Origin of the sequence: Pseudomonas sp. JUb42 (genome assembly GCF_024807945.1) — a bacterium.
Taxonomy (GTDB): domain Bacteria; phylum Pseudomonadota; class Gammaproteobacteria; order Pseudomonadales; family Pseudomonadaceae; genus Aquipseudomonas.
On the sequence record NZ_JANUFD010000012.1, the window covers coordinates 44308 to 57220 of the forward strand.

Consider the following 12913-nt stretch of genomic DNA (forward strand, 5'->3'; position numbering starts at 1 on the left):
AGCGCGGCCCATGGACTTGTTTCGTAGCGACCCGATAGCTCAGCCCCTGGCCGCGCGCCTGCGTGCCACTAATCTGGACGAGTACGTCGGTCAGGAGCACTTGCTCGCCCATGGCAAGCCGTTGCGCGAGGCCTTGGAGCAGGGCGCGCTGCACTCGATGATCTTCTGGGGCCCGCCGGGCGTGGGCAAGACCACTCTGGCACGGCTGCTGGCCAAGGTCTCCGATGCGCATTTCGAAACGGTCTCGGCGGTACTGGCCGGGGTCAAGGAAATCCGCCAGGCCGTCGAGGTCGCCAAACAACAGGCCGGGCAGTACGGGCGCCGGACCATCCTGTTTGTTGATGAAGTGCACCGTTTCAACAAGTCGCAGCAGGATGCTTTCCTACCCTATGTCGAAGACGGCACGCTCATCTTCATCGGTGCGACCACAGAAAACCCTTCTTTCGAATTGAACAACGCGCTGCTCTCCCGGGCACGAGTCTATGTGCTCAAGAGCCTCGACGAGACGGCGCTGCGCAAGCTGGTGCAGCGCGCATTGACCGAAGAGCGCGGGCTGGGCAAGCAGAACCTCAGTCTCGACGACGAAGGCTTTGCCATGTTGATGTCCGCCGCTGATGGCGATGGCCGTCGTATGCTCAATCTGCTGGAAAACGCCGCCGACCTGGCCGATGACGGCAGCGTGATTGGCGCCGAGATGCTCCAGGGCCTGCTCGGTGATGGTCGGCGTCGCTTCGATAAAGGCGGGGAGGCGTTTTACGACCAGATCTCGGCGCTGCACAAATCCATTCGTGGCTCTAATCCCGATGCGGCGCTGTACTGGTTCGCCCGGATGATCGATGGCGGCTGCGATCCGCTGTATCTGGCGCGCCGCGTGGTGCGCATGGCCAGTGAAGATATCGGCAATGCCGACCCACGGGCACTGCCACTGTGCATGTCGGCCTGGGACGTGCAGGAACGCCTGGGCAGCCCGGAAGGCGAGCTGGCAGTGGCTCAGGCCATCGTCTACCTTGCCTGCGCGCCGAAGAGCAATGCCGTTTACATGGGCTTCAAGGCCGCCATGCGCGAAGCCACGGAGCATGGCTCGCTGGAAGTGCCGCTGCACCTGCGCAATGCCCCGACCAAGCTGATGAAACAATTGGGCTATGGCGAAGAATACCGTTATGCCCACGACGAGCCCGATGCCTATGCGGCGGGTGAGGACTACTTCCCCGAAGAGTTGGAGCCGCGCCAGTACTATCAGCCGGTACCCCGTGGCCTTGAATTGAAAATAGGCGAAAAACTCAAGCATTTGGCTGCCCTGGACCGGGCCAGCCCTCGTCAGCGGAGAAAGTAGGTGTTTCAGACCATTCTTGCGGTGTCCCTGGCCGGTATCGCTGGTACATTATTGCGCTTTGCTGCTGGCACTTGGGTGACGGCGAATTGGCCGAAGCATTTTTACGGGGCGACGTTGGCGGTCAACCTGGTCGGTTGCCTGATCATCGGCGTGCTGTACGGCTTGTTCCTGCTGCGCCCGGAAGTGCCCATTGAGATTCGGGCCGGCCTGATTGTCGGCTTTGTAGGCGGTCTGACGACCTTTTCATCCTTTTCACTGGATACGTTGCGTCTGCTCGAAAGCGGGCAAGTGCCACTGGCCCTGGGCTATGCGGGCATCAGTGTATTCGGCGGGCTGCTGGCCACCTGGCTCGGCCTGACCTTGACCAGACTTTGATAGACGAGAGAACACCATGCTCGATTCCAAACTGTTACGTACTCAACTTCAGGACGTAGCGGATCGCCTGACTTCCCGTGGTTTCACCCTGGATGTGGCCCGCATTGAAGCGCTGGAAAACCAGCGCAAAACCGTTCAGACCCGCACCGAGCAGTTGCAGGCTGAGCGCAATGCCCGTTCCAAATCCATCGGCCAGGCCAAGCAGCGCGGTGAAGACATCGCCCCGCTGATGGCGGATGTCGAACGCATGGGCAGCGAATTGAGCAGTGGCAAGGTCGAACTGGACGCTATCCAGGCCGAGCTGGACGCCATGCTGTTGAGCATGCCGAACCTGCCCCATGAATCCGTGCCGGTCGGTGCCGATGAAGACGATAACGTCGAAGTGCGCCGCTGGGGCACCCCGGCCGCTTTCGATTTCGCTGTACAGGACCACGTTGCCCTGGGCGAGAAGTTCGGCTGGCTGGACTTCGAAACCGCTGCCAAGCTGTCCGGCGCGCGTTTCGCCCTGTTGCGCGGCCCGATTGCCCGTATGCATCGCGCCCTGGGGCAGTTCATGATCAACCTGCACGTCACCGAGCACGGCTATGAAGAGGCCTACACGCCTTATCTGGTCCAGGCCCCGGCCCTGCAGGGCACCGGTCAGTTGCCGAAATTCGAAGAAGATCTGTTCAAGATCTCCCGCGAAGGCGAGGCGGACCTGTACCTGATCCCGACCGCCGAAGTGTCGCTGACCAATATCGTCGCTGGTGAAATCGTCGACGCCAAGCAGATGCCATTGAAGTTCGTTGCCCACACGCCGTGCTTTCGTAGCGAAGCCGGCGCATCGGGTCGCGATACCCGCGGCATGATTCGCCAGCACCAGTTCGACAAGGTCGAGATGGTCCAGATCGTCGAGCCGGAAAAGTCCATGGAAGCCCTCGAAGGCCTGACCGCCAACGCCGAGCGCGTCCTGCAACTGCTGGAACTGCCTTATCGCGTACTGGCCCTGTGCACCGGCGACATGGGTTTCAGCGCCGTAAAAACCTACGACCTGGAAGTGTGGATCCCGAGCCAGGACAAATACCGCGAGATTTCGTCGTGCTCCAACTGCGGCGACTTCCAGGCCCGCCGCATGCAGGCCCGCTGGCGCAACCCGGAAACCGGCAAGCCAGAGCTGGTGCACACCTTGAACGGCTCCGGTCTGGCCGTTGGTCGCACGCTGGTCGCGGTACTGGAAAACTATCAGCAGGCTGACGGCTCGATCCGCGTCCCTGAAGTGCTCAAGCCGTACATGGGTGGCCTTGAGGTCATCGGCTAAATGGAATTTCTGCCGCTGTTCCACAATCTGCGTGGCAGCTGGGTGTTGGTGGTCGGCGGCGGCGAGATTGCCTTGCGCAAATCTCGCCTGTTGGCCGATGCCGGCGCGTTGTTGCGGGTGGTTGCACCCCAGGTTGAAACACAACTGGCTGAACTGGTCACGACCGGTGGCGGCCAGGTGCTGGCGCGTGGCTATCTGGAAAGTGATCTGGATGGTTGCGTGCTGGTCATCGCCGCCACTGACGACGAACCGCTCAACGCTCAGGTATCCAAGGATGCCCGTCAGCGTTGCGTGCCGGTCAATGTGGTCGATGCCCCGGCTCTTTGCAGCGTGATTTTCCCTGCCATTGTCGACCGCTCGCCGTTGGTGATTGCCGTCTCCAGTGGCGGTGATGCACCGGTGCTGGCTCGGTTGATCCGGGCCAAGCTGGAAACCTGGATTCCTTCGACTTACGGCCAACTGGCCGGTCTGGCTGCGCGCTTTCGTAATCAGGTCAAGGGGCTGTTTCCCGATGTGCAGCAGCGCCGCGCATTCTGGGAAGACGTATTCCAGGGCCCGATCGCCGATCGGCAACTGGCCGGGCAGGGCGCCGAAGCTGAGCGTTTATTGCTGGCGAAAATTGCTGGCAAAGCGCCTCCAGGCAACGGCGAAGTCTATTTGGTGGGTGCGGGGCCCGGTGATCCGGATCTGCTGACCTTCCGTGCCCTGCGCCTGATGCAACAGGCTGATGTGGTGCTGTATGACCGTCTGGTGGCTCCCGCCATCCTCGAACTGTGCCGCCGGGATGCCGAGCGTATCTATGTCGGCAAGCGCCGCGCAGATCATGCCTTGCCTCAGGAGCAGATCAATCAGCAACTGGTGGCACTGGCCAAGCAAGGCAAGCGGGTGGTGCGGCTTAAGGGCGGCGATCCGTTTATCTTTGGCCGTGGCGGTGAGGAAATCGAAGAGCTGGCGGCCCATGGCATCCCGTTCCAGGTGGTGCCGGGTATCACCGCAGCCAGCGGTTGCGCGGCCTATGCCGGGATTCCCCTGACCCATCGCGACTATGCCCAGTCGGTACGCTTTGTCACCGGCCATCTCAAGGACGGTAGCACTGACTTGCCTTGGGCAGACCTGGTGGCTCCGGCCCAGACCTTGGTGTTCTACATGGGCCTGGTCGGCCTGCCGCTGATCTGCGAAGGCCTGATCAAGCATGGTCGAGCAGCCGATACGCCGGCGGCGTTGATCCAGCAGGGTACTACGCAGAATCAGCGGGTATTTACCGGGACTTTGGCCAATCTGCCGCAACTGGTGGCCGATCACGAGGTGCATGCACCGACCTTGGTCATTGTCGGTGAAGTGGTTCAGCTTCGTGAGAAGCTGGCCTGGTTCGAAGGTGCGCAAGGCAGCATGTAACTCGGCAAATGTAGTACCGGCTTTAGCCGGGGGATGGCAGGGCAGGCGCTATACAGGTATCGACCCTGCGGGCGCCTTCCCGGCTAAAGCCGTTCCCACAAAAGCCACATCATCTTCAGGCCCAGACACCACTGCCGTTCAGGCGCGCACGATCATGATCCGCATCGAAACTCAGGGCCGGGCCCTTGGGCACGATACCGGTCGGGTTAATGGTGCGATGGCTGGCGTAGTAATGGCCCTTGATGTGTTCCAGGTCCACGGTCTGCGCAACGCCCGGCCACTGGTACAGCTCGCGCAGCCAGCTTTGCAGGTTCGGGTAGTCGCTGATCCGGCGCAGGTTGCACTTGAAGTGGCCGTAATACACCGCGTCGAAGCGCACGATCGTGGTGAACAGGCGGATATCGGCTTCAGTCAGGTGTTCGCCCGTCAGGTAGCGTTTCTTGCTCAAGCGTTCTTCCAGTACATCCAGTTCGGCAAACAAGCCATCGTAGGCCTGCTCATAAGCGCCCTGTGCGGTAGCAAAGCCTGCGCGATATACGCCGTTATTCACGGCCGGGTAGATGCGATCGTTCAACTCGTCGATCTCTACCCGCAAAGCAGCAGGATAGAAGTCCAGGTGATTGCCCGTCAGTGCGTTGAAGGCCGAGTTGAACATGCGGATGATTTCCGATGACTCGTTGCTGACGATGCGCTTGAGCTTCTTGTCCCACAGCACGGGCACGGTCACGCGGCCGGTGTAGTGGACGTCATCGGCGGTGTAGCGCTGGTGGAGAAATTCCAGGCCGTCGAGTTTGTCACCGGTCGAGCCTTTGTCCTGATCGAAGGTCCAGCCGTTCTCCAGCATCAGCCAGCTGACTACTGAAACGTCGATCAGGCTTTCCAGACCCTTGAGCTTGCGCATGATCAAGGTGCGGTGGGCCCATGGGCACGCCAGCGAGACATACAGATGGTAGCGTCCGGCTTCGGCAACAAAGCCACCTTCGCCGCTTGGGCCGGGTTTGCCGTCAGCGGTCACCCAGTTGCGACGCTGGGCGTTTTCCCGCTGGAATGCGCCATCTTTGCTGCTTTCGTACCACTGGTCATGCCAGCGTCCTTCGACGAGAAGGCCCATGTCTGACTCCAATCTATAAGGGATAAAGGATTGGAGAGCAGTTTAATTAGAATGGTTCGAACGAATAGCGCAAATTGTCCGGCGTTAAGATCGATTAAATAGATAGGTTGCGTTTATCCCAATAAATCTGCGCCTGTGCGAAGGCCTGATCACGGGGCATACCGAGGCCACGCAAGGCCAGCGCGATAGTCGAAATCAGTGCCAGTTGCGGGTAGCTGTCTTCGATGTCACCGCGCCATAGGGCAGTCAGTTGCTGCGGATCCAGGGTGGCGGGTTTGACGTGGCGACGCTCCGACAGTGCAGGCCACTCCTCATCCCAAGGCTGTCCTGCGCTGGTTCCATAGAGGTGGCTGATGGTGTCAGGGTTGACCTCGATTTCGCCACCGTCACCCTTGATCACGATGGCGTTATCGCCCAGCAGGCTGCTGGCATCGCGGTGCACGCCCTGATAGCCGGGGTGAAAGATGCTCTGCAGGCCGCAGCGTGCGCCCAGCGGATTGATGATGCGCGCCAGAGAGTGAATCGGCGAACGCAGACCCAGAGTGTTACGAAGGTCGATCATCCGTTGCAGTTGCGGCGCCCAGTCGCCCAAAGGCATGAACGCCAGATTATGCTGCGCCAGTGACGACTCGACGGATTGCCAGTTGCGGCACAAAGGAATGCCGAGCAGACCGAGCAGTTGCTCGCTGTAAAGGCGCCCGGCGGTATGAGCGCCGCCGCCGTGCATGAAAATCTTCACACCGTTCTGGGCCAGGCATTTTGCCGCCAGCAAGTACCAGGGCAAATGGCGCTTTTTGCCTGCATAGGTCGGCCAGTCGATATCAACTGCAAGGGCTGGGGTATGCAGGCGCGCGCGGATGGCTTCGGTAAAGCCCGCCAGTTCTTCAGCGCTTTCTTCCTTGTGTCGCAGCAGCATCAGGAAGGCACCGAGTTGGGTGTCCTCGACTTTTTCTTCGATCAACATGCCCATGGCTTCACGCGCTTCCTCGCGGGTGAGATTACGGGCGCCTTGCTTGCCCTTGCCGAGAATGCGTACGAACTGCGCAAAAGGATGTTCGGCGGGCGTTTGGGTAACGAGCGGGGCGTATTCGGTCATATGCAATTGGTCGGCTTGGGCAGGCCCGCCAGCTTGGCGGCGAGTTTGGCGGGAGTGCCGTTGAACAGGCGATTGAGGTGCATGCTGTTGCCTTTCTCGACGCCCAGTTTCAAGGCGGCGTACTTGATCAGCGGGCGGGTCGCCGGGGATAGCTGGAACTCGGCGTAAAACCCGCGCAACAGTTCCAGTATTTCGATGTGTGCCGGGCTCAGGTCGATACCTTCCCTGACGGCCAGGGCCTGCGCCACGTCCATGGACCAGTCGTTCAGGTCCTGCAGAAAGCCATCCTTGTCCAGGGCAATCTGCCGGGTATCAAGCGTCAGGACATTCATAGCCAACTGTTGACCTTGTCGAAGCGAATCGTCAAATCGACGAAGCCGGCGTAATCAACCTGGCTGGCCCAGGCGGGCGCCTGAATATTGCGGGCCTGCATATCTTCCTCGAGGGCAAACAGCTTCAGGCCTCCGAGTCGATCTTCCAGGGCTTGCAGGGGGGCGCTGGCAGGTGTCAGGGAGTAAGTCGCGTCGCCGCACAGCAGGATGGCGTCGTGTTCCCCGACCAGGCGCAGGCAACTGTTCAGGCGGCTGTCGCTAAAAGGGGAGTGGGAGAGAACATGTAAGGTCGACATCAGATTGTGATCACCTGGTCGTAACGGTCAATGAGCGCAGCAATCTCGCCGGACGACTGCCGCTGAAGGCCTTCCCCGTCCAGGTTGGTCGTCGCGATTGCGCGCTCTTTCAGGCTCTGCTCGCAGGCGTAGAGTTCTTCGACCCCGAACATTGTCAGGGCCTGCAGATTGGCGGTCAGATCCTTCTGCTGAACGGCGGCGGATTTTTGCTCCGGCGACAGCTGAAAAACCCCGTCGTCCAGAAACAGCAAGCCAATCGGCAAATCGAAGGCGCCGCCAGCCAGAACGATATCCAGCACTTCGCGGGCACTCGGCCCGGACCAGGGCGACTGGCGGCTGATAATCAACAAAGACTTGGCCATTGCTCAAGGCCCTCCGAAGCAGATCAATCGGTCAGCGCTTTGCACCGCGTCATGCAATTGGCCCAGGCCCGATAACTCCCAGGGCGCCGACAGATTGGCAGCGGGGCGCTGATAGCGCTGGGCCTCTTCGTCATTCAACACACCCCGGCGCAACGCTGCCGCGATACAGACTACGCCGTCCAGGTGATGGGTCGCGACGAACTCACGCCACTGCAAAGACAGATCTTGTTCGTCCTGCGGGGTTACAACATTGGCCGAAGCGCTATGGACGCCGTCCTGATAAAAAAACAGGCGGACAATCTCGTGACCCTGCGCCAGCGCCGCCTGGGCGAATAGCAGGGCGCGGCGGGAAGAGGGTGCATGGGCCGCAGAGAAAAGGGCGATGGCGAACTTCATGGGCAACTCTGTGTGTGAAACGTGCCTTATGATAAAGAATTAACGCCCTTGAGACAGCAAAAAGCCCGCGATGCGGGCTTTTTGTTGACGCCAAGCCGGGGCTTAGTCGTCGCGGCTCATGATGCCGAAGATCTGCAACAGGCTGATGAACAGGTTGTAGATCGATACATACAGGCTGATGGTCGCCATGATGTAGTTGCGCTCGCCGCCATGGATGATGGCGCTGGTCTGGAACAGGATCGCAGCTGACGAGAACAGCACGAAGCCGGCGCTGATCGCCAGTTGCAGGCCGCTGATGTTGAAGAACATGCTGGCCAGGGTAGCGCCAAGCAGGACGAAGAAACCAACGGTGATGAAACCGCTGAGGAAGCTCATGTCCTTGCGGCTGATAAGCACATAAGCCGACAGACCGCCGAATACCAGCGCCGTCATGGCGAAGGCCGAGCTGACCACCTCTGCACCGCCCTGCATACCCAGGTAACGATTGAGGATAGGGCCCAGCAGGTAACCCATGAAGCCGGTCAGAGCAAAGGCCGACACCAGGCCCCAGCCCGAGTCGCGCAATTTGTTGGTGAGGAAGAACAGACCGTAGAAGCCGATCAGCACCACGAAAATGTTCGGGTAGCCCACATGCATCTGCTGGGCAACATAGGCCATGACGCCGCTGAACGCTAAGGTCAGCGCCAGCAGGCTGTACGTGTTGCGCAGGACGCGGCTAACCTCTAGCTGATCGGCCTGCACGCCGTTATTAACTGCGTAATCCTGTTCGCGCATGGCGAAACTCCTGGTGGTTGAAATGTTGAGTTGCAAAGATCATAACAGAGGTGCCGCCAGTCGCCAGCGGCAGAGTTTGACAGCTTGTTTCATTCGGGTATTATGGCGCCCGCAGCAAAAGTGGAGATATGGCCGAGTGGTTTAAGGCAGCAGTCTTGAAAACTGCCGACTGTAACAGGTCCTAGAGTTCGAATCTCTATGTCTCCGCCATCTTCTACAGCGCAAAGCCCTGATTTTTCAGGGCTTTGTCGTATCTGGGATTCAGGAATCAGACCCCGAGAAATCAGGGTCGTTTCCGCATCTTATGTATCGTTTCCGCCACTATGCGTGAAAAATGTTTCATCGGGTCGGTTTCACAATCTATCCCAAGCGCCGCTAACCGTCTGCATTACCTGCTGTCCGCTGTACCCCAACAGCCCGGCCAATCTTCCGTAGCCTTGCGTAATTCAAGATCCAACCCGCCGGCTACGTACCCGCACAGCGACGATCAGCCCACCCGCAATCAACAGAACAATCACCGGCACGTATAGGTGCTGGTGCAGCCAATAGCGGCTGGTCCGCCAGGCCTGTATGAACGGGAACCGTTTGGCGGCGGCAAAATCCGGTTCCGCGCACTGGCGGCCGAAGTCTTCGGCGAAAGGTACTGCCGCGCCCTCTTTGACGTAGCGCTGGTAAAGCTGACTGGCACGCGGTTGATCGTTTTGCACGAAGCCGGTCGCCTGACACAACACTGCCGCGAAGGCCTGGGAGCGCGGGGGCAGTTCGTCGGCGGCCTTTTCGGCATGGGCGACGGCCACGTAGCGGTAATGGAAGGTTTGCCCAGGGCTGGCTTCGCTGGTCGCATAGCGGCGGCGTTCGTCTGCGGTCACCAGTGGCCCGGGCAGATCGGCTGCTGCGCGTTGTTCCGGCGTGTCGCGGGGCAGGGCAGGGCTGTCTTCCCGAGTGTAGCGCCATGACCCTCGCCCGGTCCCGTAGGTATACATGCCGCCGATCTCGGCGAAGTCCGGGCCTTGCTGGTATCCCATGATCTCCATGCCATGCTGGCGCGCCAGCCTTGCAGCGCTGAACCAGGCTTCGGCACGATTGGTCGCGAACCAGGCGTTCGCGGCATCGTGTCGCGCATCGCCATAACGTTTGGCCCAGGCCCGTGGTGTGCTGACTGTCAACGTCTGTTGGGCTGAGTAGACATAGTCGACATCGGTATTGCGTGGATCCTGGTCATCCGGAAAATACGCCAGCGCTTGTTCGAACTGGCCCTGACGCATCATGCGTCGTGCCAGCAGCGAACGCAGACGATCGGCCTCGGTGAAGCTCGACTCCGCTTGCCGCGAGCGCCATGCCAGAAGTTGCTCGGCATTGAAACTGGCGAAATCGACGGGCCTGGGCGGCATCGCGGAGGCCGGGACGTGCTCATCAATGTAGGCCTTGAGTTCCTCCACCGTCAGGACTCGCTCGGCCACGTAATACATGTCCTCGGCATACCCGGACACGTAGAACTGCTGCAAGGCCTGCGTGTATTCGCCGCGAGACAGCGACAGCACGGCCTGTTCAGCCCTCAAGCGTTGCACGCCATCGTGTTCGACGCTGCCATCGAGCGTCGGAAACCCTCGTGCCGCTTCGGCGTAGGCCTGGGCAGCGGCGTTGTTGTCGCCGCGGCGCAGCGCCAGTTTCGCTCGCACCCAGCCCGCCAGCGCGCCGGATTGTCGGTCGACCAGGCTTTGCGCCAGTGGGTAATTACCCAGCCGGTACGCCAATGCGGCCAGGCGATCGGTGCCGGCTACCGGTTGCACGCCATGCTGGTTGATCGCCTCGACCAGTCGTTGCAGCACTGGATTGGCGCTCACGCCCTTATAGTTCTGCGCCGCATCGGCATAGCCCAGGCGCCCGGTATTCTCGGAGTTGGCGAAAACATCGTTGGCGCTGGAGGGATCGTCGTTGACGATATCGCCCATCATGGCAAGGCTGTAAGCCACCAGCAAACGTTGGCTGAGTGGATCATCGATAACGCTGGCGGCTTGATCCGTATTACTCAGTAGCCATTGCGCAATGATCCGCAGCGATTGCACCGCGCTGTCGGAACCTCGCGCGGCCTGCTCGGCATAAAGCGCCAGCGCCTGCTTGAGATCGGCCGGTGCGATGGCGCTGGCGCAAGCGGTGGCGTTCATGAAGTCGGAATAATCGCAGGCTTGTCCGGGCGTTGTCAGGTACAGGCGGGCCTGCTCGCCATAGCTGCCGACCGCCATTGCCCATGGATCGGGTGCTCCGGTCAGCGCCAGGCTGCGCGCCTGCTTGAAAGCCGTAACCGCGCTGGCCCGTGCCGCTTGGGCCTGCGGATCGGCATCGGCTGAGGCACTGCGCTCGGTATACAGACGGCCCAATGCATAGGCAGCCCACACCGCGCGGGGTGCGCCTTGATCGGCAGGTAGCGCCAACACCGCCTGAAAACGCTCGATGGCCAGTGCCTGCAGCGCCTCGGGGCTGCGCTCACAGGCCTGATCGACAGCCGTACAGGCTTGTGCGGCCTTGAGGTCTACGGCACCGGTGGTATATAGCCGCAACGCTGGCGGCAGTCCGGCGCCCAAGGCATAGGCCTGTTCGTCGTATGGCGCCTGACGCATGGCTTGCAACGCCTGCCATTGCGCAGCGGGCAGCGAGGCCTTGTCAGGCTCATCGGGGTTGACTGCCGGTGCCTCATCGTAGCCATTGCTCCGGCGCTCGACGGCCTTGAGCGTATCGCTCGCGGCCAGCAGATGCATGGCTTCGTAGGCAAAGGAATTGCTCGGGGTCGCCGCCAGTGTCGCTGCGCGATCATCCAGCAGTTGCAAGGGAAAGAACGGCCCGCAGGCCATGACCGCGACCGCTCCGGTCGACAACGTCACAGCCAGTACCCGCGCAACCTTTTTACGATTCCACATGCAGCGATTCCTTTCCTTGTTCACAACGAAGCCAGCCAATAGTGCGTTGCCGACCGGATTTGAGAAGCCCGGGCTGGCGGATCTGGAACGACAAACCCGCGCTGTCGCGCTGCATGAAATAGCCATTGATGCCGTCCGCCGCCGCGCAGTTGCCGATGATCCGGATGGCACTCGGCGGGGAGCCATCGCCAACCCCGGTATTGCTCAATACCAGATCGAACAACTGCGGGTCCGCCGTGTTGCGCAGTTGTGCGCTGATCTGCACGCTAAGAGGCGCCTGGGTCAAGACCGCACGCCAGGTCTCGGGGCTCCACGCGCGGGCGTCCTGTGCGGTGGGCAAGCGAAACCAGACGATGCCGGCCAGCCCGGCAGGCGGATTGCGGCTCAAGCGCCGGGCAAAATCCTGCAGAGCCTGCGGATCAGCCATGAGCTCGTGGGACTCCATGCCGTTCACCAGGGTCGCCCGCTCACTTTCGATGCTCACCACTTGCCCGTCCCGGCCCCAGGCCACGCGGCTGCCGTAAGCCGGCAACGCCACTTGCCAGGGCTTGTGCATGCGCCTGGAAAATTGCTCCAGCCAGGTCTGGGCCAACAGTGGATCGAACAAGCCGACCCGCGGATCCTGCACGGCATGGACTTGCAACACGGCCTCATCGACCTGCTCCATGACCGCTTCCACTGCGCCGCTTTGCAGCCAGGTTGGCAATGCCGTGATCGACAGGCGCTCGTGGTTTTTCAGCAAACCTCGTACACGCTTCAGCCAGAGGGCATAGGCCGGGAGTCTGGCGGTGGCGCAATCGTGGTCTATTTCGATACCGGCCAGAGCAACACCGCTTTGGCGCCACACCTCAAGGGTCGTGCTGATTTTGGCAAACAACGTCGGCTCGTCCATATCGGCCATCTGCCCGTCAATGCGCAACACCGCAATCACCGGGCGAGCGCTGGTTGCGAGGGTGGACCAATCAGGTGCCGTGCTCAGCCACTGGCCATGGGCATCGGCCTGCGCCGCCAGCACCCGCCATTGATTGACAATATCGGCGTTGGACTGCACCGCAGACACCAGCGCGGGCGTCCACTGGCGCTGCCAGATATAGGCATCGTTGGGCAATGGTGCTGCTGGCGGCGAGCAGCCCGACAATGTGGCGCCAAACAGGGCGATCAACAGCGCCAGGCCGGGCAGCATTCTGTGCATCATGACGAGCGTGCCGCCTTCCTCGTTGCAGAGGGCGAA

At 61.0% G+C, this 12913-nt stretch carries 13 protein-coding genes and 1 tRNA gene; 5 read left to right on the plus strand and 9 right to left on the minus strand.

All coding sequences use genetic code 11. The features are described 5' to 3' along the window. Positions 1 to 10: 10 nt before the first annotated feature. The 4 genes from M2401_RS22525 to cysG are packed head-to-tail and all read left to right on the plus strand — an operon-like array spanning position 11 to position 4400. Complete coding sequence (locus M2401_RS22525) at positions 11 to 1333, plus strand: replication-associated recombination protein A (protein ID WP_259106056.1); 1323 nt, start codon at positions 11 to 13, stop codon at positions 1331 to 1333. Further along, positions 1334 to 1708, plus strand: a complete 375-nt coding sequence (gene crcB, locus M2401_RS22530) for a fluoride efflux transporter CrcB (protein WP_259106057.1) — start codon at positions 1334 to 1336, stop codon at positions 1706 to 1708. It abuts the gene before it with no gap. Positions 1709 to 1724: 16 nt separating this feature from the next. Then, positions 1725 to 3005: a serine--tRNA ligase gene (gene serS / locus M2401_RS22535; protein ID WP_259106058.1), complete on the plus strand. Its 1281-nt coding sequence runs from the start codon at positions 1725 to 1727 to the stop codon at positions 3003 to 3005. Continuing rightward, positions 3006 to 4400 (plus strand): siroheme synthase CysG, encoded by a 1395-nt coding sequence (gene cysG, locus M2401_RS22540; RefSeq protein ID WP_259106059.1) that lies wholly within the window; start codon positions 3006 to 3008, stop codon positions 4398 to 4400. It abuts the gene before it with no gap. 115 nt (positions 4401 to 4515) lie between these two features. On the opposite strand, the gene M2401_RS22545 is transcribed toward cysG, so the two are convergent. From M2401_RS22545 to M2401_RS22575, 7 genes are all read right to left on the minus strand, one after another. Next, positions 4516 to 5511: a glutathione S-transferase family protein gene (locus tag M2401_RS22545; RefSeq protein ID WP_259106060.1), complete on the minus strand. Its 996-nt coding sequence runs from the start codon at positions 5509 to 5511 to the stop codon at positions 4516 to 4518. Positions 5512 to 5605: 94 nt separating this feature from the next. Beyond that, entirely contained in the window at positions 5606 to 6607 is a 1002-nt protein-coding gene (locus M2401_RS22550; protein WP_259106061.1) for a glycosyl transferase family protein, read from the minus strand. Further along, positions 6604 to 6939 carry a TusE/DsrC/DsvC family sulfur relay protein gene (locus M2401_RS22555; RefSeq protein WP_259106062.1) on the minus strand — a complete coding sequence of 112 codons (336 nt, stop codon included), beginning with the start codon at positions 6937 to 6939 and terminating at the stop codon, positions 6604 to 6606. The genes M2401_RS22550 and M2401_RS22555 overlap by 4 nt, the downstream gene beginning before the upstream one ends. Continuing rightward, positions 6936 to 7235, minus strand: coding sequence for a sulfurtransferase complex subunit TusB (gene tusB / locus M2401_RS22560; protein ID WP_259106063.1), 300 nt, complete (start codon positions 7233 to 7235; stop codon positions 6936 to 6938). Before tusB ends, M2401_RS22555 begins: the two co-directional genes overlap by 4 nt. Next, the gene (tusC, locus tag M2401_RS22565; RefSeq protein ID WP_259106064.1) at positions 7235 to 7597 is read right to left on the minus strand and encodes a sulfurtransferase complex subunit TusC; all 363 of its coding nucleotides are present in this window, start codon (positions 7595 to 7597) and stop codon (positions 7235 to 7237) included. Before tusC ends, tusB begins: the two co-directional genes overlap by 1 nt. A 3-nt stretch (positions 7598 to 7600) precedes the next feature. Then, positions 7601 to 7993: a sulfurtransferase complex subunit TusD gene (tusD, locus tag M2401_RS22570; RefSeq protein WP_259106065.1), complete on the minus strand. Its 393-nt coding sequence runs from the start codon at positions 7991 to 7993 to the stop codon at positions 7601 to 7603. A 102-nt stretch (positions 7994 to 8095) separates the two neighbouring features. Next, positions 8096 to 8767 (minus strand): Bax inhibitor-1/YccA family protein, encoded by a 672-nt coding sequence (locus M2401_RS22575; protein ID WP_259106066.1) that lies wholly within the window; start codon positions 8765 to 8767, stop codon positions 8096 to 8098. Positions 8768 to 8889: 122 nt separating this feature from the next. Between M2401_RS22575 and M2401_RS22580 the strand changes: the two genes are divergently transcribed. Beyond that, positions 8890 to 8977: transfer RNA gene (locus M2401_RS22580), tRNA-Ser, on the plus strand. Between the two features lie 236 nt (positions 8978 to 9213). Here M2401_RS22580 and M2401_RS22585 read toward each other — a convergent pair. Continuing rightward, a complete protein-coding gene (locus M2401_RS22585) occupies positions 9214 to 11682 on the minus strand; it encodes a hypothetical protein (protein ID WP_259106067.1) in 2469 nt (822 codons plus the stop codon). Continuing rightward, positions 11669 to 12877 (minus strand): DUF3142 domain-containing protein, encoded by a 1209-nt coding sequence (locus tag M2401_RS22590; RefSeq protein ID WP_259106068.1) that lies wholly within the window; start codon positions 12875 to 12877, stop codon positions 11669 to 11671. Before M2401_RS22590 ends, M2401_RS22585 begins: the two co-directional genes overlap by 14 nt. Positions 12878 to 12913: the final 36 nt, after the last annotated feature.

What these genes read in the sequence shown, in the direction of transcription:
- M2401_RS22575 (WP_259106066.1), bottom strand. Translation starts at nt 8,767, where the DNA reads ATGCGCGAACAGGATTACGCAGTTAATAACGGCGTGCAGGCCGATCAG.
- M2401_RS22550 (WP_259106061.1), bottom strand. Translation starts at nt 6,607, where the DNA reads ATGACCGAATACGCCCCGCTCGTTACCCAAACGCCCGCCGAACATCCT.
- tusD (WP_259106065.1), bottom strand. Translation starts at nt 7,993, where the DNA reads ATGAAGTTCGCCATCGCCCTTTTCTCTGCGGCCCATGCACCCTCTTCC.
- M2401_RS22590 (WP_259106068.1), bottom strand. Translation starts at nt 12,877, where the DNA reads ATGATGCACAGAATGCTGCCCGGCCTGGCGCTGTTGATCGCCCTGTTT.
- serS (WP_259106058.1), top strand. Translation starts at nt 1,725, where the DNA reads ATGCTCGATTCCAAACTGTTACGTACTCAACTTCAGGACGTAGCGGAT.
- cysG (WP_259106059.1), top strand. Translation starts at nt 3,006, where the DNA reads ATGGAATTTCTGCCGCTGTTCCACAATCTGCGTGGCAGCTGGGTGTTG.
- M2401_RS22545 (WP_259106060.1), bottom strand. Translation starts at nt 5,511, where the DNA reads ATGGGCCTTCTCGTCGAAGGACGCTGGCATGACCAGTGGTACGAAAGC.
- M2401_RS22525 (WP_259106056.1), top strand. Translation starts at nt 11, where the DNA reads ATGGACTTGTTTCGTAGCGACCCGATAGCTCAGCCCCTGGCCGCGCGC.
- M2401_RS22555 (WP_259106062.1), bottom strand. Translation starts at nt 6,939, where the DNA reads ATGAATGTCCTGACGCTTGATACCCGGCAGATTGCCCTGGACAAGGAT.
- M2401_RS22585 (WP_259106067.1), bottom strand. Translation starts at nt 11,682, where the DNA reads ATGTGGAATCGTAAAAAGGTTGCGCGGGTACTGGCTGTGACGTTGTCG.
- tusB (WP_259106063.1), bottom strand. Translation starts at nt 7,235, where the DNA reads ATGTCGACCTTACATGTTCTCTCCCACTCCCCTTTTAGCGACAGCCGC.
- tusC (WP_259106064.1), bottom strand. Translation starts at nt 7,597, where the DNA reads ATGGCCAAGTCTTTGTTGATTATCAGCCGCCAGTCGCCCTGGTCCGGG.